This window comes from Bdellovibrionales bacterium (genome assembly GCA_041662785.1).
Classification (GTDB): domain Bacteria; phylum Pseudomonadota; class Alphaproteobacteria; order UBA9219; family UBA9219; genus UBA8914.
In genome coordinates, this window is sequence record JBAZRW010000004.1 from 11379 (window position 1) to 34643 (window position 23265).

Annotated in this window: 17 protein-coding genes and 2 tRNA genes; 4 read left to right on the forward strand and 15 right to left on the reverse strand. The window is 52.0% G+C overall.

All coding sequences use genetic code 11. The features are described from left to right. Position 1: 1 nt before the first annotated feature. Positions 2 to 2404 carry a hypothetical protein gene (locus WC612_04470; GenBank protein MFA6280027.1) on the forward strand — a complete coding sequence of 801 codons (2403 nt, stop codon included), beginning with the start codon at positions 2 to 4 and terminating at the stop codon, positions 2402 to 2404. Between the two features lie 176 nt (positions 2405 to 2580). Here the strand turns inward: WC612_04470 and WC612_04475 are convergent, their stop codons facing one another. The 12 genes from WC612_04475 to WC612_04530 form a co-directional block, all read right to left on the reverse strand. Beyond that, positions 2581 to 3273 (reverse strand): ABC transporter ATP-binding protein, encoded by a 693-nt coding sequence (locus WC612_04475; GenBank protein MFA6280028.1) that lies wholly within the window; start codon positions 3271 to 3273, stop codon positions 2581 to 2583. Continuing rightward, a complete protein-coding gene (locus tag WC612_04480; GenBank protein MFA6280029.1) occupies positions 3273 to 4472 on the reverse strand; it encodes an ABC transporter substrate-binding protein in 1200 nt (399 codons plus the stop codon). The genes WC612_04475 and WC612_04480 overlap by 1 nt, the downstream gene beginning before the upstream one ends. Before the next feature lie 14 nt (positions 4473 to 4486). Continuing rightward, positions 4487 to 5683 carry an ABC transporter substrate-binding protein gene (locus WC612_04485; protein MFA6280030.1) on the reverse strand — a complete coding sequence of 399 codons (1197 nt, stop codon included), beginning with the start codon at positions 5681 to 5683 and terminating at the stop codon, positions 4487 to 4489. Positions 5684 to 5702: 19 nt separating this feature from the next. Beyond that, the gene (locus WC612_04490; GenBank protein MFA6280031.1) at positions 5703 to 6923 is read right to left on the reverse strand and encodes an ABC transporter substrate-binding protein; all 1221 of its coding nucleotides are present in this window, start codon (positions 6921 to 6923) and stop codon (positions 5703 to 5705) included. Positions 6924 to 6961: 38 nt separating this feature from the next. Continuing rightward, positions 6962 to 7801 (reverse strand): ABC transporter ATP-binding protein, encoded by an 840-nt coding sequence (locus tag WC612_04495; protein ID MFA6280032.1) that lies wholly within the window; start codon positions 7799 to 7801, stop codon positions 6962 to 6964. Then, entirely contained in the window at positions 7798 to 9036 is a 1239-nt protein-coding gene (locus WC612_04500; GenBank protein MFA6280033.1) for an ABC transporter substrate-binding protein, read from the reverse strand. The genes WC612_04495 and WC612_04500 overlap by 4 nt, the downstream gene beginning before the upstream one ends. Before the next feature lie 35 nt (positions 9037 to 9071). Then, entirely contained in the window at positions 9072 to 10301 is a 1230-nt protein-coding gene (locus WC612_04505) for an ABC transporter substrate-binding protein (protein ID MFA6280034.1), read from the reverse strand. 6 nt (positions 10302 to 10307) lie between these two features. Further along, the gene (locus tag WC612_04510; GenBank protein ID MFA6280035.1) at positions 10308 to 12149 is read right to left on the reverse strand and encodes an ABC transporter permease; all 1842 of its coding nucleotides are present in this window, start codon (positions 12147 to 12149) and stop codon (positions 10308 to 10310) included. A 549-nt stretch (positions 12150 to 12698) separates the two neighbouring features. Then, on the reverse strand, positions 12699 to 13061 hold the full coding sequence (locus WC612_04515) for a hypothetical protein (protein ID MFA6280036.1): 363 nt from the start codon (positions 13059 to 13061) through the stop codon (positions 12699 to 12701). A gap of 610 nt (positions 13062 to 13671) precedes the next feature. Beyond that, positions 13672 to 13748: transfer RNA gene (locus WC612_04520), tRNA-Met, on the reverse strand. Positions 13749 to 13962: 214 nt separating this feature from the next. After that, positions 13963 to 14988, reverse strand: coding sequence for an endolytic transglycosylase MltG (gene mltG / locus WC612_04525; GenBank protein MFA6280037.1), 1026 nt, complete (start codon positions 14986 to 14988; stop codon positions 13963 to 13965). 127 nt (positions 14989 to 15115) lie between these two features. Further along, positions 15116 to 16534 (reverse strand): M20/M25/M40 family metallo-hydrolase, encoded by a 1419-nt coding sequence (locus tag WC612_04530; protein ID MFA6280038.1) that lies wholly within the window; start codon positions 16532 to 16534, stop codon positions 15116 to 15118. Between the two features lie 254 nt (positions 16535 to 16788). On the opposite strand from WC612_04530, the gene WC612_04535 reads away from it, so the two are divergent. Both WC612_04535 and WC612_04540 read left to right on the forward strand, forming a co-directional pair. After that, the gene (locus WC612_04535; GenBank protein ID MFA6280039.1) at positions 16789 to 17487 is read left to right on the forward strand and encodes a hypothetical protein; all 699 of its coding nucleotides are present in this window, start codon (positions 16789 to 16791) and stop codon (positions 17485 to 17487) included. A 666-nt stretch (positions 17488 to 18153) separates the two neighbouring features. Beyond that, a complete protein-coding gene (locus WC612_04540) occupies positions 18154 to 20232 on the forward strand; it encodes a response regulator (protein ID MFA6280040.1) in 2079 nt (692 codons plus the stop codon). Between the two features lie 49 nt (positions 20233 to 20281). On the opposite strand, the gene WC612_04545 is transcribed toward WC612_04540, so the two are convergent. Then, positions 20282 to 20368 (reverse strand) — tRNA-Leu (locus WC612_04545). A gap of 134 nt (positions 20369 to 20502) precedes the next feature. On the opposite strand from WC612_04545, the gene lipB reads away from it, so the two are divergent. Beyond that, entirely contained in the window at positions 20503 to 21195 is a 693-nt protein-coding gene (gene lipB / locus WC612_04550) for a lipoyl(octanoyl) transferase LipB (GenBank protein ID MFA6280041.1), read from the forward strand. Between the two features lie 594 nt (positions 21196 to 21789). On the opposite strand, the gene WC612_04555 is transcribed toward lipB, so the two are convergent. Both WC612_04555 and phaR read right to left on the reverse strand, forming a co-directional pair. Continuing rightward, complete coding sequence (locus WC612_04555; GenBank protein ID MFA6280042.1) at positions 21790 to 22350, reverse strand: hypothetical protein; 561 nt, start codon at positions 22348 to 22350, stop codon at positions 21790 to 21792. Positions 22351 to 22383: 33 nt separating this feature from the next. Beyond that, positions 22384 to 23217 (reverse strand): polyhydroxyalkanoate synthesis repressor PhaR, encoded by an 834-nt coding sequence (gene phaR, locus WC612_04560; GenBank protein ID MFA6280043.1) that lies wholly within the window; start codon positions 23215 to 23217, stop codon positions 22384 to 22386. Positions 23218 to 23265: the final 48 nt, after the last annotated feature.

A 23265-nucleotide genomic window follows, 5' to 3' on the forward strand; every position in this document is an offset into this window, starting at 1 on the left:
AGTGCCCCCTTCGTCTTCGCCTGTGGCCCCTCCAGCCGTTGTAAAAACAGAAGACGACCCTATCGATCCCGCCGTCATTGTCATTCATGAGCAAGCGTTGAGCGCGCGCGTGAGGCGCTATGTTGACCTGTTATCAACGGAACATCCTTTTAATAAGGATATTGTGTTCGACAAAAGGGATGTGTTTCATGAACTAAGCGGGTTTTGGCCCATAGTGCCGACGTGGGAAGCGGAGGAACAAAAAATATGGGGCTACATTTCTAACGCTGTTCAATCCGTTACTGCCGCCGGAACAAACGAGCGTGTCTTGCTACAAATACGTGTTAGCGCAGAGCCTTTGTCATCGACGACGCAGGTTGAGTCAGATGAAGCGATGGCAGTGGTTGCCTTTGACGGCGTGCACGGCGATATGAAAAGCTGCCTTGTCCCGCCCATGGCGGATGTTCCCGATCTAGAGGCCGAACAACCTTTATCGGGGATATTGGTGCTTTGCCAGCCTTTTCAAAAACTAATTGGGAAAGATGACGATGAGCATCTTTATGGGGCGAAGGCGGGGGCTCTTTATACTCGTCGCACATTGGACAGCCCTCTTTCTACAAATACTTTTCGTGGAACCAGCGCCGAATCGCTCATGGTTGAGCAAGCACAACGGACGCAGTTTGACATTGATAGGGGTGCGATACTTGCCGCCGCTGCGGCAGCGCTTGCTGCTTCGGCGCTTGACGACGAGAACCTGCTTGAAAAGGCAAGGCTTGAGGTGGAGCAACTTGAAATCAGACAAAATGAAGAAGCTGAGATTCTTAAGGGTAAACAGGAAGATGAGGCGGCGACGAGCGTTTTGTCAGGGGATGTTATGCCGGCTGCAGTTGTTGCTGCAGCTGAAGCAACCGAACCAGCCTTTGAAGAAAAGAAAACCAATCAAGGACTTTCGCCTGCTTTGGAAGAAAGCAATGGCTTAACGGAAATTCTTCCTGCTGCCGCTATTATCAATAATGCAGCAGAGACCGCGCCACCCGTCGCGATGGATACTGTGAGGATAAACAGCGAAAGCGAGACAACGCCTGTCTATCCAGATGATGGTAGCAGGCTTTCAACGCGAGAAAACGAAAGCGGGTTTGAGCGTCGCTTCACCGACGATATCGCCCCTGCTGCCATAATGGCTACCCCCATTGCCATGGCCGCTTCTGGTTCGAAGAGTCTTCCATTGACAGCGGCGACTATGGCACCGCCTCAGACAATTATTGAAGCAACAGTTGATCCAACCCTGTTAATGCCCGCACAGGTCGAGACTGTTGTTTCTGATTTGCCCCATCCTACTGAGCAACCTGCTGTTGCCCAACAACCTATGCCGCAAGACACGACAAAAGTTCAGGATCCCGCTGCCCTTGATGTGATCCAGTCCGTTAATAAAAGCGTGGTAACAAGGGATGTGGTCGCCGTTGGATCAGTGCTTTCTGCTGCGGATTTGGCAGCTCCCTTCGCGGCAGAGGCAACAAGTGATCTTTTGCAAAAAGAACCACACAGACCCCTGACTTCTCCTGTTGCCGCTGCTGATGCGGGAGGGGAGAGTCCTGTCGTTCAAGAGAAATTACCCGTAGGGGCTGAAAGCCTTCCTACGGACTCCTTGGGATCCTTAGAAACTTTGCATCTTGCCACCATGGACGCCGAAGAAGGGAACGACGTGACAGAGCCGCTCGCCGCTGCCAAAAGTGCGGAGTCAGCGACGACATCCCTTCACGGTGTTGAGCCTCCCGTTGCGGCGGCTTCTCCTGCGCAGGACCTTAATGCTCTTGAAAAGACGGCGAGCCTTCCTGTGACGGGCATGGAAACGATGGCCGCTCAGAAGGAGCTTGGCCCTGTCGCGCTCAACGAAACCGTGGCTCAAACACGACAAATAAATGAAGCCATGGTTAGTAAAACTTCTTCTTTTGCTGAGGCTGAACTATCGCCGCCTTCTGGCATTTTGAAGAGCGCTGCGATAACGAAAAACCTGCCCTTGTCTTCAGGAGCTTTTCCCGAACTTATGGCGCATCTGGCTTTATCGGAAAAGCATGACCCGCTGCTTTCTGTATCCGGAAAAGGGGCGGCTGCATCAAGCGATCAGGACGCTCTGTTTCAACAGCATGGCCCCGTCGCAGCGCCTGTTAAGACCGCTGGTTCTTCTGTAAAAGGGGTCTCTTTGCTGGCCATGCTCCAGCCTGTGGCAAGACCCCCATCCCTTAAAGGCGCGGCCTCAAATCTGGGACACGAGACCCCAGTAGCGAGCGTCAAAAAAAGACGCAAGAAAAATGATTCTGAATTGCTAAAAAAGAAAGAGGTTATAGGTAAAATGGTTTTGAAAAAGCAAAGGGGGCTTGTCTTGGCTGCTAAGGGACATCCGCCCACCCTAGAGAATGATAGCTAGAAAAAGGCCCCTCCCCGCGACTTCATCCCATGCCTTTTGTTGACGAAAGGTTGACGGAGCGCACAAAAGCAAAAGCGCCCGAAAGGGCGCTTGTTGTATCTTTTTGATCTTTGGTTGCGGGGCTGCGATTTAGCTCTAACTTAACTAGCCCATAACGAACGCGAAATGTAGGATTCTCACCAACCCAACGCTCGATGAGCTTTGGCTGTTATTGCCGCCAAGGATCCTTCGTAAATGACTTGCCCCTTCTCAAGGACATAGGTGCGGTCGGCCAACGCGGCGGCGGTGTGCTGGTTTTGTTCGGACAGTAAGATAGCCAGCCCTTCGGCCTTCAGTATTTTGATCGCATCCGTGACTTGCTGCACCACGATGGGGGCAAGGCCTTCCGTTGGTTCATCAAGAAGCAGACAGTCGGGATTTCCCATTAAGGTGCGCGCCACTGTCAGCATTTGCTGCTCGCCGCCCGAGAGTTGTCCGCCCTGACGATCACGCAGCTCGTACAATTTGGGGAACAACGCGAAGATGCGTTCTGCCGTCCACGGCTTGAAGCCATCGCGAGGCGGTTGCGTCCCCGTGATAAAATGTTCAAGGACGGTGAGCGTGTTAAACACGCGCCGCTCCTCAGGCACATAACCGATGCCAAGCCGCGCACGACGATAGTTCTTTAGCTTGTGGAGGTTGGTTCCATGATAGGTAATTTCGCCGCTGCTGGCCGGAATCATCCCGATAATAGCCTTCATCGTCGTCGATTTCCCCGCACCGTTGCGCCCCAGAAGAGCCACACATTCACCTGCGCCGACATGCAGATTCACATCGCGCAGAATATGCGCCTGCCCATAATGGGTGTTCAGGTTGGTAAGGGTGAGCATTACTTTTTCCACTTGGCTATATTTTCTTCAGGGGACGGCAGAAACTCTTGCACATCGATATACTCAGGGTTCACGATTGTTGGGATACCATCCACGAATCCTGTCTGCCCAACCCATTCGCCCAAGGTAGACAGACCATCCGCGCGGAACCTGATTGTGCCAGATGGAATTGTGAAAGCGCTTCTGCGTAGAAGTGCGGCGACTTTATCGGGATCATCGGATCCGGCCTTACTAATCGCTTCGGCCAAAATCTTCAAAGTGCTGTATCCCATAAAGGCCTGTAAATAGGGCCATTCATCATAGGTCTTTTTGAACTGTGCGGCAAAAGCTTTGCCCATGGGATCGGTGAGATTCTGCGCGGGAAAGCCTTGAAATGAATACCACCCCACGGGCGCTTCCTTGCCGAGGGGACGCAGATATAGATCAGCGCCACAAATTGGCGATATAACAAGACGATCTTTGAATAGGCCACGCTTGCCAGCCTCGCGAACAAAGCGAGCATAATCGCCGCCCCACATAACAGCAAAAAGGGCATCTGGCTTCGCACGAGATAGGGCCTGTGATGTTGCCCCTGCTTCAAGCTTGCCTATGGGGAACCACTGTGTTTCAACAAATTCAACGGAGGGATCTCGCTTCTTCATTTCTCTTTGAAATCCCGCGACTATTGAGCGGCCCATTTCGTAATCTGCCGACACAATGGCCCAGCGCTTTTTGCCCATGGGGGCAAGAAACTTGCCATAATACCCCGCCCAAGCGCTTGTCGGAGGGCCAAGTTGAAAATACAGGTTGTGGCCACCTTCCTCATTAAGTTTGGAGCTTCCTCCTGCGCCCTTGACCATCAGCATGTGGTTTTGCTTGGCAAACTGTGAGGCAGCAAGGCTCGTATGGCTCAGCAGCGTGCCGAAAAAGATTTTAATTCCTTCACGACCTTTAAATTCTTCAAGGGCTTTGATGGTCTCCGACGGGCTGGATTTGTCATCGCGTGAGATGACGGCAAGAGGATGCCCAAGCACACCACCTGCAGCATTAATTTCCGTCAATGCCATTTTCCAACCTGCATTCCAATCTTTGGCTTGGTCGGGCACAGTCGTGTTGGGATATAACTCGCCAATTTTGATTGGCGTTTTTGTCGCCTCCTGCGCGGCAGCGGGAAGCGCGATGAGGGTCAGCAGGGCAATGGCGAAGAGATGGTTTTTCATCGGTTTTGTTCCTTTCACTTTTTCCATTTTGCCATGTTCTCTTCCGCGCTCGGCAGGTATTTTGCTGGATTGACATATTCGGGGTTCAAGATGGTGGGGACGCCATCACGGAAGCCTGTATAACCGACCCAATCACCCATACTTGAAACGCCATCAGCGCGGAAAGATAACATATTGCCCGGCAGGTCAAATTGGTTGGCTTTTATATAAGTTACGACCTTGTCAGGGTCATCAGAGCCGACGGCATTGATGGCCTGTGCAAGGATTTTGACAATACCATAGCCATACAGGGAAGAAAGGTCGGGGTCGTCGCCGTAGGCTTTCCTGAAGTTTGTGACAAAGGTCTTATGACTTTGTCCCTCGATCTTGTCGACGGGATAGCCATAAGCCGAGTACCATCCAACGGGTGCCTCGTTGCCAAGCGGCTTGATAAAAGCGGAGTATCCCGGATAAGGCCCAATGACAAGGCGATCATTAAAAAGTCCGCGTTTACGACCCTCGCGTACAAATTTTAGGTAATCAGTTCCCCACATGACAACGAAGATCCCATCGGGTTTGGCGTGGGCAACGGCTTGCGTTACGGCACCCGCATCAAGTTTACCGATGGGAAAATATTGCGTTTCGACAAACTCAGTTTGCGGGACGAGTTGTTTGATGTCGCGCTGAAAACCATCGATGACAGAACGGCTCAACGCAAAGTCGGGGGCGACAAAAGCCCAGCGTTTTTTGCCGGATTGGGCTGCCTTTTCTGCCAAAATTCCCGCCCATGTGTCACACGGCGGCTGGATTGTCAGATAAAGATCATGCCCCGCTGTCGTCGTAAATTCGGAGGAACCACCGTGGCCCCGAAACAACAACATGTGGTTTTGTTTAGCGAACGTTGAAGCCGCCAGTCCGACATGGCTGTGCGCCGTGCCCATAAAGAGCTTGATGTGCTCTCTGCTTTTATAATCTTCAAGGAGCTTGATGGCTTCGCTGGGGTTGCCCTTGTCATCACGTGAGACAATTTCCAAAGGATGGCCCAAGACGCCGCCCGATGCGTTCACTTCATTCAAGGCCATCTTCCATCCTTGCTGCCATTTGACAGCAAAGTCATGCATGACTGAATAGGGAAACATCTCGCCGATTTTAATGGGTTCCTTCGCCGGCGTCGCGGCCCACACGGGTGCGGCGAGGAGAAGAACAGCAATAAGGGTGGTAAGCTTTTTCATAGAGATGCCTTTCTCCCCGTTACTTCTGCTGCGGACGGACGGTTTTGACGTAGTCATCACCTGGATAGAAATTGTCACCAGATTCATACATCCAATCAACAAGAGCGGGTTTTCCGTTCTTCAAGCCAATTTTCCCGACCCAAAGGCCAAGGTTGGATTGGTTGTCCGACGCGCGGTAGGTGATCGGCCCGACGAGGCTATCGAACGTCATGCCCTTCATCGCTGCGGCAACGGCATGAGGCTCCGTTGATCCGGCCTTTTCAATCGCCTTGGCCATCGAGATCATCGCGTTGTAGCCCGTGAAAGAAAACCAACCCGGATCGGCGTTGTACTTCACACGGTATTTCGCAAGGAACTCTTTATGTGCAGGTGTCGTTATTTCGTCGAGGGGATAGCCTTGCGTGATCCATCCCATAGGCGCTTCCTTGCCTATGGGACCAAGTCCGCCCTCAGGTTGTCCTAAGAGGACGCTTACGACAGAGCGATTTTCGAACAGCCCTCGTACTTTGCCTTGGCGAATAAATTGGGCGGCATCGCTGGCAAAGTTGCAAACAAAAATAGCATCTGGGTTGGCGTGTTTAAGCGCCGATACAACGGCTCCAGCGTCTATTTTCAAAGTAGGATGATACTGCGTCGCGACAAACTCGACATCAGGGCGGCGTAGTTTTAAGGCCTTCTGAAATTCGGCGACAAGCGAATGACCAAACTCATAGTCTGGTGCGACAAACGCCCAACGTTTTGCGGGAAGTTTTGCGGCAGCTTCGGCTAACGCCCCACCAAACATATAATTTGGTACGTCGAAACGGAAGGCTAAATCATGCCCTTCTTCCCATATTTGTTTGTTTGTCCCATTAAGAGCTTTTAGAAATAAGACGCCGTGTTGTTTGGCATAGCTTGAAACCGCCAAGCTGACATTATCTGCTCCGGTTCCCAATAAGAGCTGAACCCCTTGCCGTGTAACAAGTTCTTCCACGTCGCGAAGCACTTGTTCTGGGGAGCCATCGCCACCATCGCGTGAGATCATTTCAAGCGGTCTGCCTAATACGCCGCCTTTTGCATTGATGTCTTCAAGAGCAAGCTCAAAGCCACGCCTTTGATTTACGGCCATGAGATTCCAAAACTTGGCTTCGGATATCTCCCCAATCTTGATTGGCTCTTTGCCTGTGGCTACTGAATCCTGCGCGGCCCAAGCGGGTGCGGCGAGGAGAAGCAAAGAGAGAAGAAGGGCAAGGCGTTTCATGGGGGTGGTTCCTTTCACAAAGGGAGTGCTTGTGTTCATCAATCTTGACCATTTCCTAAATAAACATCGCGGACGGCTTTGTTGGCCTTGATGTCTTTGGCGTTGCCACGCGCGATGATCTCGCCGTGGTGCATGACGATAATCCAGTCGGCATAGCCAAACACCGCGCTCATGTCGTGCTCGGTGAACAAAACGCCGATGTTGTGCTTTTGCGCGATGGTCTGGGTGAGACGCATCAAATCGTCACGCTCATGAATGCCCATGCCCGCCGTCGGCTCATCCATCAAAAGGAGGCGCGGTTTACAGGCCAGCGCCATTGCCAGCTCTAGCCGCTTGAGATCACCATAGGCCAGCGTCGCGCTATGCCGCTCGGCTTGCGCCGTGAGACCCACCATTTCCAAATAGCGCAAAGCCTCTTTCTTGGCATGAGCATAGGCATGGCCCCACAGCCGCATCCAAATCTTGTGCCGCGCGATCAGCGCCATTTGCACATTCTCGGCCACCGTCATGCTGGCAAAGGTTGCCGTGATCTGGAACGTGCGCCCGATCCCCATCCGCGCAATGCGGCGGGGCAGGCGGCCCGTAATGTCGTGAACTTCGGATCGATGATCATGCTCAAGCTCGCCTTCTTCCTCAAGGGCGATGCGCTGCCTAGTCGTCAGCGCCTTGGGGTTGAACAGGACGCTTCCGCCGTCCGGCTTTAACTGCCCATTGATGCAGTTGAAAGTGGTGGTCTTGCCAGCGCCGTTGGCCCCGATCAGGGCCACAAGCTGTCCAAGGCGAATGTCGAACGACACATCGCTCACGGCTTCAACCCCGCCAAACGATTTGCGCAGGCCAGATACTGTCAGAAGCGGTGGAGAGAGCCTAGGTTTCATTCGTCCTTCTTACCTTCCGCCGCCTTGGCGCGTTGCTCAAGTATCCATGCGTCTGGGGGTGAGTGATCATATACGTGCTCAACGTGCCAGTTCAGAAGAGCTCCCTTACCGTCCTTGACTCCCGTCATCCCAACCCAAAAAGGAGCGTTAGTTGTATGATCAACTTTTCGAAAGCTTTCCTCTCCGAACGGGGTTGGAAAGGAGAGTTGTTCAAGAGCTTCCCGTATTTTGACGGGATCGGAGGCTCCGGCCTGACGCAGCGTCTTGGCAACAGCTTGAACCGCGCTATAACCCGACAAGGCGTAGAACTTCATCCTATCCTTAAATCTGGCATTATAGGCCTGTCTAAACTTTACGAAGCCTTCGTCCTTGATATCGTCAACCGGAAAGCCGACCGTAAACCAGCCTGACGGCGTTTCCTTGCCCAACATATCAAGGCTCTCAGGCCATCCTGCTATTGGCGAAATGATAATGCGATCCTTGAATAAACCGCGTTTATTCCCCTCACGAACGATCTTGGCGAGATCGCTTGAAAACAAGTAGATGAAAAGCACATCGGGCTGAGCGTGCTGAAGCGCCGCGACGGTGGGGCCAGCCTCTAATTTTCCAAGAGCTGGCCATTGCTCAACAACCCATTCGGCGTTTAATCCAAGTTTTTCGGCGCTATACTTGGCCATTTTAACAGCGGCACGACCGGATTCATAACTTGGGGCGACCACAGCCCAACGTTTTCCCTTAATTTTGTCGCCGTATTGTTTAACGGCTTCCTCTATGGCGGCTGATACCCACATATAACTTCCGGCCGCCGTGCGAAAAATGTAATCATGTCCGTTATCCCACATGATGGTGTCAGCCGTGGCACAGGAATTAATAAGGGGAATATGGTTTTGTTTTGCCCAGCCGCTGATGGCCATCGTCGCATTAGAGACGTTGCAATCTAACAGGACGGAAACTTTTTCACGCGCAACAAGATCTTCCGCCGCCTTTACACCTGCCGCAGGATCACCCTTGCTATCAATACTTATAAGGTCAAGCGGACGTCCGTTGATGCCGCCGGTCTCATTAATTTCATCGACAGCCAACCGAACAGCGTTTTGATAAGGAACAATATACTCAGTAATCTTGCTATAGCTCGTGATATCCCCGATCTTGATCGGCTCACCCGTTGCGGGAGAGGCAAGAACGGGGGAAGCCAGTAAAGCCAAACCTAAAACCAAACCTGCAAGCTTTGCCATAGTATCATTCCTAATTAGGATAAATCGAATCATTCTTATTTCGCCACCGCCGTTTTGGCGCGCTGCTCAAGGATCCAAGCGTCAGAGGGCGAGTGATCGGCGGCGTTCTCAACATGCCAGTTCAGCAATGCTCCCTTGCCATTTTTGATGCCAGAAACGCCGACCCAGAAGGGCGTGTTGGCCTGATGATCGATCTTGCGGAAATGACTCGTGCCGAACGGTGTTTCATAGCTGATGGTTTCCAGTGCCGCACGCAGTTTCTCAGGTTCAGGTGACCCCGCTTGGCGAAGCGCGGCGGCGATGGCCTGAATGGTGCTGTACCCTGTAACCGTATAAAACTTGATCGGTTCCTTGAACTTGGCTTCAAAAGCCTTGCGGAACTTCAGAAAGCCTTCGTCCTTAATCTCATCGACAGGAAACCCGACGGAAACCCAGCCGCTCGGCATTTCTTTTCCCAGAAGTTCAATATGATCGGGTACGGCAACAGGCGGTGCAATGACAATTCTGTTTTTGAAAAGGCCACGCTTGTTGCCTTCGCGCACAAACTTGACCACATCCGTGTCAAACAGAATGTTGAAGATGATATCCGGTTTACTGTGTTCCATTGCCGCAATGGTCGCGCCAGATTCCATCTTGCCAAAAGCGGGCCACTGTTCATCAACCCATATGGGTTTGAGGCCGTGTTGTTCGGCTAGCATTTTAGTGACTCTGACGATTGATTGCCCAAACTCAAAGTTTGGCGCGACGATGGCCCAGCGTTTGCCCTTGAGCTTGTCGCCATAGATTTTCTCGGCTTCATTCAGGACGGCGGATGCCCACATATAGCCACCTTGCCCCGTGCGGAATGTGTAATCATTGCCACCTTCCCAAATCGTGCTGTCGGCTTCTGAGCAGGCATTAATAAACGGAATCTTGTGATGCAAAGACCAGTTTGCGATTGCAAGGGAGTCAGCCGATGAATCACAAGTTATCAGAATGTGAACCTTTTCACGGGAGACAAGCTCTTCGGCAAATTTGACAGCTGTGGCAGGATCAATGTTGCTGTCGCGATGATAGATTTCTAGCGGGCGGCCATTGATGCCGCCAGCAGCGTTGATCTCGTCGATGGCCATCTGCGTTGCATTTTTGTAGCCGATGACATAATCACCAAGCTTTGCCCCTACATTAATATCCCCGATCTTGATCGGCTCACCCGTTGCGGGAGCGGCGAGGACAGGGGAGGCCAATAAAGCCAAACCTAAAACGAGTGCGGCGTGTTTTTTCATGTGCGGTTACTCCGTCTTTTTGATGAAACGTTTGTTGAAGGCGCCCACAATGCCTTGCGGGAAAAAGATAACGATGGATAGGATGATGAGACCAAGGAATAGCCGCCAAAGCTCGCTCACGCGGCTGATCTCACTTTCCAAGAAAATATAGATGACGCTTCCGACCAGAGGGCCAGAAAGGGTATTTAGACCGCCGAGCAACGTCATCACCATGGCATTGAGCGTCGTGTGAATGTCGAGTGAGGTTGGAAACACGCTACCCTTGCTATAGGCGAACAGGGCTCCGGCAAGGCCTGCGAAAGAGCCTGCAAGCCCCATGCCCATCCACTGCAAGCGTCGCCCGTTTAGGCCTAAAGCCTCGGCGCGTTTGGGTTGATCGCGCACGGCACGCAACGCATAACCGAATGGCGTGAAGATGAAGTAACGCAGCAATAAAATGCCAGAGCCGCATAGGGTAAAGGTCAGATAGTAAAACGCCGTCTTGTCACTGGCCCAAGGCGCAGGCCAGATGCCCAGCAAACCGTTATCGCCACCCGTCACTTCGTACCATTGGAAACAGACAGCCCACACCATTTGTGCAAAGGCAAAAGTGAGCATCGCCAGATAGATCCCTTGCGAACGCACGCAAAACCATCCAAAGATGAGCGCCCCTAAAATGGCGGCCATGGGCGCGGCGACAAGGGCGAGTGGCATGGAAATCGCAAAGTATTTTGTCAGCAACGCAACGGCGTAAGCGCCAAGCCCGAAATAAAGGGCATGGCCGAACACGCCCACGCCTCCGGGGCCGAAAATGAAGTGCAAACTGGCGGCAAACAGTGCCCAGATCATAATCTCACAGGTCAGAACAAGGCCGTAATCACCAACAAACAACGGCATCGCAAGCATCACCACGCCAACCGCGAGGCCAACATAACCGGCCCATCGCGGGGAGGGGCGCATGGCTCCATCTGCTATAGGGTTGGGCGCGGTGGTGGTGTCTTCGGCGCGGCCAAACAGGCCATAGGGCTTGAAGATTAAAACCGTGGCCATAATCAGGAAAAGCAGGACAAGAGTGATCTCGGGAAAGAGCAAAATGCCAAAGGCGCGAACGACACCGACGATAATGGTGGCCAAAACGGTGCCGCGCAGGCTCCCGAGGCCGCCGATCACGATGACGACAAACACGTCAATGATCATATTCATGTCCATCGACAGACTGACGCTCTCTCGCGGCAGTTGCAGCGCGCCTCCGAGGCCAGCCAGAAAGCTCCCCAAGGCAAAGACAGACGTGAAGAGCCATTTTTGATTGACACCTAGGTTGGCCAGCATCTCACGGTCTTCTGTCGCGGCGCGCACTAAAACGCCCCATCGGGTTTTATACAAAAGAAGATAAAGGAACGTGATGACCGTAACCGCTAAGGCGATCAGAAAAAGATCATAACTGGGGAAAGATTCGCCCAGAAGCTGAACAGCGCCATCCAATCCGGGCGCTTGTGGCCCCAGCAAATCCTCAGGCCCCCAAACGTGCAACGTAATGTCCTGAACGATCATAAGGATGCCAAACGTCGCCAGAAGCTGAAATAGTTCGGGCACATGGTAAATGCGCCGCAGAATGACCATTTCAATTCCCGCACCAATGACGGCGGTTGCGCCTGCTGCCAAAAGCAATGATCCCCAAAAACCGATGCTTTCGGCCCCCAGCCACTGTACGAGGCTATAGGAGATATATGCGCCCAGCATGTAAAGACTGCCATGCGCAAAGTTCAGGATGCGCGTCACGCCAAAGATTAGGGAAAGGCCGCTGGCAACAAGAAAAAGGACGGCGGCGGATGATAATCCGGTCAGAAGCTGGATAAGAAGGAAGGACACAACCGTTTACCACCAGTGTAATTTAACCAGATGCGAAGTTACGTAGAAATGCCGTAAATATCAAGGTGCTATTGGTTGACTTAGACACAAGAAGACAGGAATAGGGGGTGTTGGCTACGCTCATGACAGCCGCTTTTTAGCTGTTCGAGCTTGTTGTGCTGTATTGTGAGAAGGGGTGCCGCCAGTGTGCCACGCAATAAAAAAGAGCTCGCTGTGATCAGCTAAGCTCTTGTTTTGTTGGTTGCGGGGGCCAGATTTGAACTGACGACCTTCAGGTTATGAGCTGCCCTTAGGCGCTTTTCTCAGCAGTACGCTGGGCTGCGCGGAATTGCTTTTTGTTACGATATATCAATACGTTAGTTGACTTCCTTCGCCCTAAAGAGCGACTATCAGGTTATCAGCTTTTCTCGCCGTTTAGAAGCCTCTTGCTTCCACAGTGCTTCCACGAACGGCGGGCGAGGCTGACAAGAACCATATCACGACAGGCTCTATCGCTGTGGCACGACTGACAAAACGCATATTGGAATCCGCCGAGATCAAGGCCAAGGACTATTTCATCTTTGACGTTGAATTGCCGGGGTTTGGCCTGCGGATCATGCCGTCGGGGCGCCGGATAATCTCGTCGGCTCGCGCATTGGTGGTCGTCAGGGTGATAAAGAAGCCTTTCTTCTTTTTCGGCGTGTCGGTTGCGTCATGACGGCTGTTCAGAAGTTTGATATCCGCGTCCTCGACCGAATTGTTACGGATTTTATTCAGTAAATTGATAAAGGTCGGATCTTTCTGGCGATAAACCTTCTCAAGCTCCACCACCTCCAGCTTCGCATCTTTCAGCGCATGAGCACTGAAGAAATAAGGCGTTTTGTAATGTGTCGTGAACAGTTCGCGCTCATTCGATGAAACCACTGGCGGCAACTGATAAGTTCCTCCACGTCCGTGATGCCATCGGCATCGGCCAGAGAAAAGAACTCTTTATCAAGCTGCTCGGCTGGCAGAGTCAAACACGACACAGGCCGATTGATGGCGGCATCTCAGGCATTATTCGGAAAAGATGCAGATTTGCCGTCGCATACTATCGTTGCGGCGGCATTTTTTGCTATCTTATGGCTTCAGAATGAACCTGATCTCTTCTCAAAAAGCTCAACGAGCATAATCTTAATGCGGCTGTTTTCGTGCGAGTGGAGAGACTCTCTGCCTGATATGTCCCCGTTTGACATCCTTTTGGTGATCGTTCATCGGATGAATAGCAAAGCTTTTAAGGCTTATACCACGGATTGGCTTAAAGGACACTTCCTCTGGGAGGCCCACATAAGTTGGGCCGAGAGAAAAAATCAAAAGAAGCGATAGCTCCTCGGTCAAATTAAATGACCCCAATCGCAATTCTTCGTACCCATATATACGCTTGATTACGCTCTGGTTTTCGCCCTCTTGCTTCCACAGTGCTTCCAAATGTGGGAAATCGGAACAGGAGAGGAACAAAGCGGCGTTTTTTACGACTGTAACTATTTGAATTATTTGATAATTCTGGTTGCGGGGGCCAGATTTGAACTGACGACCTTCAGGTTATGAGCCTGACGAGCTACCGGGCTGCTCCACCCCGCGACACCAAGAATATAGTTTAGCGATCCCTTTGTCTTGTGTCCTTCGCTTACGCTCCGGACGGGCCCGCGTCACCCAGAAATAAAGAAGCTGACGTATGGAAGCTCCTTTTATCAAGAGAGTGCTCTTTTAGAGCCAGAATCCTTTTGAAGCAAGCTTTTAAAACGCTGTTTTTGCTTTCTGTGCTTGTTTCCCTGAAAAAAGAAGGAAAAAGACCCTATGGCTTGATTAAACTAATCCATTTGGTAACGTTTTTGTTATGTTCCGTCAGCGTTTTTGCAAAGGCATGCCCCCCCGTGCCGTCTGCGACAAAATAAAGGAAGTCGCTTTTCTCAGGATGCAACACGGCCATCAAGGCGGCGCGTCCCGGATTGCAAATGGGTGTCGGCGGCAGCCCCGCGTTGACATAGGTGTTGTATGGCGAGCTGGACATCAGATCGGCATGGGTCAGCGTGCGCCCCAGCGCCCCTGTTCCCCCCGTCAGCGCATAAATGACCGTCGGGTCGGATTGCAACGGCATGGACGACCGCATGCGGTTGATAAAGACGCTGGCGACCAAGGGGCGTTCGCTGGCGTGCTTGCCCGTTTCTTTTTCAACGATGGAGGCGAGGATCAGCGCGTCCTGTGGCGTCTTGAGCGGCAGGGTTTCCTCGCGGTTTTTCCAAAGCTCCTCCAGCATCGCCCGCGCCTCGCTTTGCATGCGGGCGATCACGCTTTCGCGGCTGTCGCCGTAGCTGTAGCGATAGGTCTCCGGCATCAACGAGCCTTCGCGGGGCACATCCTTAATTGTGCCCGTTAAGGCCGAGGCGCTTTGCAAGATTGTCGTAATTTCATGCGAGGTGAGGCCTTCGGGGGCTGTGATCTGACGCAAGACGGTCTTGCCCTCGCGCAGCGCGCCCGTCACATCCAAAACATTCATGCCGACGGCAAACGCGTATTCCCCCGCCTTAAGCTGGTCTTTGGCCATAAGGCGAGAGGCAAGGCGAAACAACAAAGGATTGATCAGCACGTCGTTTTGATCGAGAAGCGTTGCTATTTCCTGCACGCTGCTGCCTCGTGGAATGATGACCGTTTTGGATTCCTTCATGGGGCCGGGAAGGTAGAGGGACAAAAAGAACAGTGGCCCTGAAAAGAAAGTCACAAGAGAAATGAACAAAAGAACATAGGGAAAGATGACGCGCTTTTTGGCGGGCTCTGACGGCGTGGCAGGGGGCGCTGGAGGAGGGGGAGCGGCTTCGTTCAAGGATAACCCATGGGGTAAGGGGGCAGGGGAAAAGATCGTGACGTCTTCTTTAAACTTTCGAATACGAACAATGGTGTTAACACACGGGCCTGATGGGGCGCAATCTTAAACAGGCGTTAGCCGTCTGCTATGGAAAAACCTGCACCGCGCCACGAGAAAGAAGCGTTTGAACAAAAGGACAAGGCTGCGTCCGGCTTGGCGAGCCGCAAGGCTGGGCGGTGATGACTTTGCCTTGAGCATAAGCCAGTAGCATGCGCAAGGTCGAAGCATAACCAGACGTTAAGGCAAACGGATCATCCTGTTCGCCCAGCGTCATGCGTTCATCTTGGCGATGGCTTCCGTTCCGATGAGGAATGAACAACACGCTTGAGGCCCGCCCGCTTTGTTGCAGGATGGCGCTGTCATGGCCGGGGCCGGACGGCATTGTTTGGAATTTAAGCCCAAGCTGTTCTGCCGCGCTGGCAAGGCCGCTCACCAAAGCAGGGTTCATTTGAATGGGTTTTTGAAGAAGGACATCCTCTTCTTTTATGGTGAAGGTAAGGCCGCGTTGTTTTGCAACGGTTTGTCCCGTGCTTCGGACGATTTCCATCGCCATTTGGAGAGCGCCTTCATCGCTGCTTCGAATATCAAAAAGAACTTCGTTGTTGGGCGATACAATGTTGAGGCTGCCGCCCCCTTTGACACGCGTGTCGCCAAAAGAGAAAGTGAGGTCGGGGGTTTGTTGCCGAAGGAGAGCCAAACCTTCTTCCAGTTTAACCATGAAGTGCGCTCCGCCTAACACGGCGTCATGTCTCTGCGCTTGGGGGCAGGCCCCCGAATGGTCGGCGCGACCATCAAAACGCACATAACCGCAGCGGTGGGTTCCTTTGATGCTGTGAACAATGCCGATATCAAGCTGCGCATCGGCGAGATCGTCGCTTTGCTCGATATGGGGTTCTACGAACGCGGCCATTTCTTCGTGCGGCATCAAGGCGTGAGAGGCAAGGAGGGCTTCTTGTAACTTTTTTGTATCAAGGCCGTGGTGAGTCTCCATCGCATAGGCCAAGGTTTCGCCAGAGCCAAGTTTGTCTTGCGCTATCAGCGCTGCAAGGGGGAGGCGACCCGTAGCGGCTTTGGCGCTGACCGCAAACTGGAAGCGTGAGCTTTCTTCGTTGGGGAAAAGAACGGTGACCAAAGGGGCATGAAAGGGGATCCTTTGGCGCGCCACGATTTCCATGGCTTGAAGACCCGCGATAACACCCGCCATGCCATCATATTGCCCGCCGTTAGGGACGGCATCCGTATGCGACCCCATGGCCAAGGCGGCCTTGGCGCGATCCTGCGGGTCGGTGGGTTCCATAACAATGTAACACGTCCCCGCTAAATCTTGATAGGCGATCGCGCCAAAGGCGTTATGGGCTCCTTGGCATAAAAGTTGAGCGGCCTGCCGCGTTTCTTTCGTATAGCCCAAGCGATTAACGCCATGGGCAAGCGCATAATGTATTGTGGCAAGGCGGGCAAAAAGGGTGCGGGAAAAGATAAGGTCTTCTTGTGTCAATGTTGTCATTTTAAGTCAGCCTTTTTATGGTTTAATAAAAAGTAAGCGAGGCAAACAATATGAAAAAAACCCAAGGCGATCCATAACAATCAGCGTTAATGGCTTTTTTTACGCACAGCATATCCGATAAACAAGCCTAAGGGCGTTCTCAAAAACGCGTTAACCATAAGAATTTTTTTGCGCAATTATATCGCGCATAATATACGTTGAATTCACAGAATTACAATCATGCGCGGCGCATATTTGTATTTAGGAGAACGATAATGAGCGAACTTATCATCGATAAAAAGTCTATTGCCTTGGCCATGAGAGTCTTGGCGCGTAATGCGCAACAAGATCCAGCGGCTTTTCAAACAGAGGTAAACGTCTTTGCACAATCCAGCCCAACTGAGTTTTCTGCAATTCAAAACGCGATGCGGGAAGTCGGTTTGGAATTTGGTGGCGCATCCGTCACTTCGACAACCGCAGTCACTGAGAATTCGGTAAGAATCTCGGATTCGTATATCGGTAAAAAATATGGCAATGAAGAAGGTTTGTTCCTTGGCTACTTCGATTTGGGGAATGACGTAGGCGAAAAGCCCATTTTCGTTCTTGAACTCACAAAAGAAAGCATGACGTTCGTTCATACAGTGAAGGCACAAGGCACTCTTCCGAATGGATACGTTGCTGATCCGTATACCTATGATGCGAGACAGGGGTTGCGCGAAGGTAAAACGGTTATTGCAACTTTTGATATGGTTATGGCCGCGTATAAGGAACAAGACAAATTCGAAGAGAACGGCAAAAACGGTAAGCCTCAGAAGATGTTTAAAGATGCTGGATGGGTTTTAACCAGTTCGCCCCATCCCGTCAATCCTTACGGTGTAAGGATCGTCGGTTTCAGGGTCGGGGGCGTCGACTGGGGCTTTAAAGGCTACTTTCTTGCGCCTAGCCTCTTGGTGCGCACGGCGTTAACCCTTTAGTTATTTAATTATTTTCTTTCTGTCCGCGCGAAGAGGGCGGCGGATTTGCCGCAGCGTGGCATCGTCGCGATACTTTTTTGCGCAGCCCGCGTACACGTGCGCGGGCTGTCGTTGTATTGCTCGGTTGTGAACTTACACTTCGCGGAAGTTCGAGCCTGCGTGACAGACAAAAGCTAACAAAAAAGCCGCCCATAGGGCGGCCATTTGTTAGCTGGTGCGCCCAAATGGAATTATATCGAACTATTCAGACGCCCACGAAGTCATTAACACAATGGTCGAGTGGGGCGCAATCTTAAATAATCTTCAGCTAAATCAGCCGTCTATGAACGCGCCCGTTTTATAGAGCGGTGCGGGTTTAGTTTCCGATCTGAGATTCAAATCGTTAAGATTTTAACCTTTGGCTTTGCCATCCCATTCACCCCAGAAAACAAGGAGCACCGCTATGGCGTTTAGTACAGATGAAGCGCACATGATGGATTTGAGGCGGCAAGAAATTACCTTATCCCCAAGGGCATGGATGCGCCCGACAGGGAGCGTAGCGAAGGGTTGTCACCACCTTAAGAATACCATAGAAGGCAGATGTAGGTTTTTCTATTTAAAGTAACACATTGTTAGAGAAGAATCTCCTAAGGTGAGGGAATGCCCACTCCTTATTCAGAGTAAGCCATGGGGTCTTCACCAGAAGATAGCAGCACAGACTATATCCGCTTTGCTTACGAAGAAGGTGCCGTTGCGGCTTTTTTTCTTGCCGATGAACTTATCGTTCATTGCAACGGGGCGGCCGTAAAAGCCTTTGGCATGAAATCAAAAAAAGATTTGATCGGCCAACATCCGGGCGTTCTATCACCTAAATACCAACCGGACGGAAGAACGTCGGCGCAAGCAGCCGCTGCGCGTATTAGTGAATGCCTTCAAAAAGGGTCGGCGACTTTTGAATGGATTCACAAACGCCAAGACACAGGTGAAGTTTTTCACGTCATCGTAACGCTGACCTTGGGACGGGTGCATGACAAAGACATGGCGATGGCTTCTTTTCAGGATATCAAAGAGCTTGTGGAAGCCAGAAAAGCGCGTGAGGAAGTTGCCAAGAACCTAGAAAATGAAGTTCAAGCGTTGGAGACAGCCAAAAAACAAGCCGAGGCCGCCAATCGTGCCAAAAGCGATTTCTTAGCCAATATGAGTCACGAAATTCGTACGCCTATGAACGCTGTTTTAGGCCTCTCCCAGCTTTTGTTAGAAACAGACCTAAAACCGGAACAGCATTCATGGGCGCAGATCATTTATCAATCAGGGGATGGGCTTCTTGGTTTAATCAACGATATTTTGGACTTCACTAAAATCGATGAAGGACAACTGCGCCTCGAATCTATTGATTTTGATCTTTGCTCCACCGTTGCTGATGTGACGGACGTGCTCACAATTAAGGCGTGCGAAAAGAAATTTGAATTAATCGTGTCCTTTGCTAACAACCTGCCTCACCATGTTCTTGGCGATCCAGGGCGGTTTAAACAAATCCTTTATAATTTGATTGGCAACGCGATCAAATTTACGGCGCATGGACACGTTCTCATTAATATGAGCCTCTTAGAGGAAGATGAAGAAAATATCACGCTGCAAATAGGCGTCGAGGACACGGGCATAGGCATCCCCAAAGATAAGCTTGATTATATTTTTGAAAAATTCGCTCAAGGAGAAGAATCAACAACGCGTCGTTTTGGCGGCACGGGCTTAGGACTTGCCATATCGCGTCGTCTCGTCCAGCTCATGGGCGGCCAGATGCGGGTTACAAGTGATGAGGGGGTCGGCTCGGCTTTTACATATGATTTGCATCTCAAACGCAGTCACCATAAAGATGTAACCAGTTTACTCCCAGAAGTCGTCTTAAAAAACAAGCGTGTTTTGATCGTTGATGACTATGACATTAACTGCATGATCATTAAAAAAAGCTTGGACAGCCTTTTCTTGCGCTGCGACGTGGCTGTTTCGTTCGCACAGGCCAAACAAAAAATTAAAAATGCGATCCAAGAAAACGACGCCTATGATTTCGCAATTCTCGATTACAAACTCGATCAAGAGGATGGCTTGATCTTATGCCAAGAGATCACGCGCTCTGACGGCTTCAAGCCGTTACCTCTGGTGATCATGCTTACAGCCTATGGGCGCTTTATCTCGCTTGATCGCATGACAGAGGCTGGCGCTTCCGGCTTTCTGGTCAAGCCCTTTTATCCAGTCCAGCTTGAGGCGGTCTTAAAGCTCATGTGGCAACGGCGAGAAGAAAAAGGCTCCCCCCTCATTGTTACGCGGCATACGATCATCAAGATGATGGAGGAAGATGACGCTGTTCCTCAAGAAAAGGCCAATCTTGAAGAAATAAGAATCCTGGTCGTCGAAGATATGCCCGTTAACCTTATGCTGATGACGAAGATTTTGGACAAATATGGCTGTCAGGTTGATACCGCAGATGGCGGCGACGAGGCCATAGAAAAGGTCAAGAAAAATCATTACGACATCGTCTTTATGGATTGCCAGATGCCTGAGATTGATGGCTATACGGCGACGCAAAGAATAAGAGAATTTGAAAAACCGCTAGGCCAGCACACAACAATCATTGCGTTAACCGCCGATGCTATGACAAGCGACAAAGAGTGCTGCCTTCTTGCGGGAATGGATGATCACGTGGGCAAGCCGTTTAAACAAAGCCAACTGATCGAGGCAATAAATAAGTGGTGTCATAAAGGAAAGTAAACCGTTCCTATCTTAAATTTTCTCCCACAAACGCAAAGCGTTTAATAGATGGTGCGGTCAAGAAGACTTGAACTTCCACGAGATTTCTCCCACAGCGACCTCAACGCTGCGCGTCTACCAATTCCGCCATGACCGCACGGGGCTTATCGCCAGTAGGAGGGTAGGGGTAGCAGATCACGGGCAGGTAAATCAAGCGCCTTTTCAAAGAGAATTATGGAAAAAGGAGGCCGGATATTGAGCTTTGGCCTATGGATGGGGTAGGTTGTGCCCATGATCAATCCGAAAACCCCAGTTTCTCCCTTCGAGTGGAAGGTTTCCACGGGCCTTGTGCCCTATGAGGAAGCCTTGGCCGTTATGGACGCTCGCGTGGACGCGGTGCTCGCGGGGGGGGCGGGTGAGCTTGTCTGGTTGCTGGAGCATCCGCCCCTTTACACGGCGGGCACGAGCGCCTGCGCGGAGGAGCTGATCGATGCGGCGCGGTTTCCTGTTTACCAGACGGGGCGCGGCGGCAAGCATACCTATCACGGCCCTCAGCAGCGGGTCGTATATGCGGTGATGGATTTGACGCGCCGCGATCGCGACCTGCGTGCCCATGTCTGGCGGCTAGAGGAATGGGTGATCCGCACGCTGGCCGCGTTTGGCGTGAGTGGCGGGCGGCGCAAGGGCCGTGTGGGCGTTTGGGTCTTGGCGGACGGGCAGGATAAGAAGATTGCCGCGCTGGGCGTGCGGGCGCGGCGTTGGGTGACCTCACACGGCGTGGCGATCAACGTGAACCCCGACCTGTCCCATTTTGCGGGTATTGTGCCGTGCGGGATCAAGGGCTATGGCGTCACGTCGCTCCACGATTTAGGCGTTTGTGCCTCGATGGATGAGGTTGACGCGGCTCTTCAAAGGCAATTTAAGGGCGTGTTTCTGGCGCATAAAGCCGGAGATAATGCCCAACTCATTGAAAATGATGGATAAAACAAAATAGAAACAACCCTTGACGGGTGGTATGATTCCTGCTATTGACATTACCACGCGGAGCTTTGTCCGGATTCACCTCCCTACGCTAAAGCTTCGGGAGGCAGGGGGATTCAGGATTTAGCATTCGGCATTCAGGGAAGAAGGGGCTTCGTCGCGGCGCGAGGCCTTTTTTGTTGCCCTTTCCGTCATCCCCGACACGCGGAACGCGCAGATCGGGGACCCAGGGGACTGGGCAATGAACGAACGATGGTGAGCGCGGATAGATCGGCTGGATCCCACGTCCATTTTCTTTCGTCTTGCTTCGCCGCGCCGAAGAGAAAATGTCTTGGGATGACGAAAAAGAAGAAAGGCTTCGTGGCGGCGCGAGGCCTTTTTTGTTGGGCGAAGGGAAAGGTGGTGGAAAGAGCGGCGTGCTTTCCGTTACGCCCATCCGTCATCCCCGACAAGCGGAGCGCCAGAGGCGTTCTGCGCAGATCGGGGATCCAGAGGACTGGGCGATAAACGAACGATAGTGTGCGCGGAGAGGAAAACTGGATACCGGCTTTCGCCGGTATGACGGTAGGAGCGTGGCGGGGATGACGGAAGCAAGGCTTAATGATCCACCGTGGTCACGGTTGTTTCGGCGCGGAAGGTTATGGCGGAAATCGTGCCGCCTTTTTGGCCGTAAGCTACTGTTGTTAGAGGTTCAAGGGATCCTGTTTCACAATCAGACCCTGTGCAAGAGGCGACGTCAGGGCGTTCAACCGCATAGGCTACGCCTCCCGATGATCGTGAAAAGTCGTGAGGAAAGCTTATGGTAAGGGGTTGAGCCAGCTCATGAAGGGAGCCGCAGGTTATTTTAAACACGGGGGCTGTATGAGGCCTTCCATCCGGCAGGTTCAGGCGACCCTTTTGAAGGGCCACGGTGACGAGGGTGTTTTGGAGCAGCGCCCCCGCCGGAAAGGTTAGCGTTGCGCCGTAAAGGGGGGAGGTCTTTTGGTCAAAAACGATACTGCCGCCCTCTGGGCCAAGAGACTGGCTTGTCAGGGTTTCTAAGGGGCCATATTCAAAATAAGCGCCGCGTTTGGGTTCTTTTGCATTGGCGGCAAGGGGTGACGTCAGCAGAAAGGCAAGAGCAAAAAAAAGAGCAAGATGAACACTGTTTTTTTTCATCTTGCTCTCCTTGTTTTTATAAGGGCTGTGCCTTTAGGCGCGGCTTTTGGCCAGATCGGCTAGCTGACGCTGCAGGTTGGCGATTTTTTGCTGCATGTCGTCGGCCCCTGTGCTGGCGGCCGCGCTGGCGACGCTAGGCATTGGCGTGTTCGTCGCGGCAGGCGCTTCGGTACGGGGCTTGTTGATATTGGTCACCGAGGCCGAGGGAGACTCCGTCGTTGTTTTACAGCAAGTGCTGTCGTTCTTGTTGGCGCTGGCCGAGCAGCAAGAGGCGGCGGGGGCCGTGTCATGGCTGCTTTTTGTTGAGCAGCATGAAGCGGTTGATGGTTTAGAAGACGTTGTGGACGAAGAAGGTGTAGCGGCCTCGGTCGTGCTTTCGCTACCGCCCAAGATGGAGCCCATATTAAACGGCGTGAACATACGCATGGTATTTTCGAACATGGACATGTTTTGCTTGCCCATTTCCTCAAGCGTCGTGCCAAAGGGGAACATGCCGCCGAAGGTGTTTTTGTAATGATCGCGGATTTGATCCTGATTGCCTGTGAGCATATCCATGCTGTGTTCAAGGTATTTGGGAACCATCCACTGCAAATTGTCGCCATAAAAGCTGATCAACTGGCGCAAAAAGCCAATGGGAAGAAGGTTTTGCTGACCCGTTTTGTTTTCTTCTTCGACAATGATTTGCGTGAGAACGGAGCGCGTGATGTCATCGCTGGTTTTGGCATCATAGACGTTAAAGGTTTCGCCCGCCTTGACCATCGTGGAGAGATCCTCCAGCGTGACATACGAACTGGTCGCCGTGTTGTACAGGCGACGGTTGGCGTATTTCTTGATGGTGATGCTCTGCTTGGCCGTTTGTGCGCACATGATTTTGTTCCCGCGTGATGAGTGAGGACTGAAGGGAAAGGATGGGGG

Coding starts and splice junctions, on each gene's coding strand:
- WC612_04535 (MFA6280039.1), top strand. CDS start 16,789: ATGAGCGAACTTATCATCGATAAAAAGTCTATTGCCTTGGCCATGAGA.
- WC612_04540 (MFA6280040.1), top strand. CDS start 18,154: ATGGGGTCTTCACCAGAAGATAGCAGCACAGACTATATCCGCTTTGCT.
- WC612_04555 (MFA6280042.1), bottom strand. CDS start 22,350: ATGAAAAAAAACAGTGTTCATCTTGCTCTTTTTTTTGCTCTTGCCTTT.
- WC612_04475 (MFA6280028.1), bottom strand. CDS start 3,273: ATGCTCACCCTTACCAACCTGAACACCCATTATGGGCAGGCGCATATT.
- WC612_04485 (MFA6280030.1), bottom strand. CDS start 5,683: ATGAAAAAGCTTACCACCCTTATTGCTGTTCTTCTCCTCGCCGCACCC.
- lipB (MFA6280041.1), top strand. CDS start 20,503: ATGATCAATCCGAAAACCCCAGTTTCTCCCTTCGAGTGGAAGGTTTCC.
- WC612_04480 (MFA6280029.1), bottom strand. CDS start 4,472: ATGAAAAACCATCTCTTCGCCATTGCCCTGCTGACCCTCATCGCGCTT.
- WC612_04495 (MFA6280032.1), bottom strand. CDS start 7,801: ATGAAACCTAGGCTCTCTCCACCGCTTCTGACAGTATCTGGCCTGCGC.
- phaR (MFA6280043.1), bottom strand. CDS start 23,217: ATGTGCGCACAAACGGCCAAGCAGAGCATCACCATCAAGAAATACGCC.
- WC612_04490 (MFA6280031.1), bottom strand. CDS start 6,923: ATGAAACGCCTTGCCCTTCTTCTCTCTTTGCTTCTCCTCGCCGCACCC.
- WC612_04500 (MFA6280033.1), bottom strand. CDS start 9,036: ATGGCAAAGCTTGCAGGTTTGGTTTTAGGTTTGGCTTTACTGGCTTCC.
- WC612_04505 (MFA6280034.1), bottom strand. CDS start 10,301: ATGAAAAAACACGCCGCACTCGTTTTAGGTTTGGCTTTATTGGCCTCC.
- WC612_04530 (MFA6280038.1), bottom strand. CDS start 16,534: ATGACAACATTGACACAAGAAGACCTTATCTTTTCCCGCACCCTTTTT.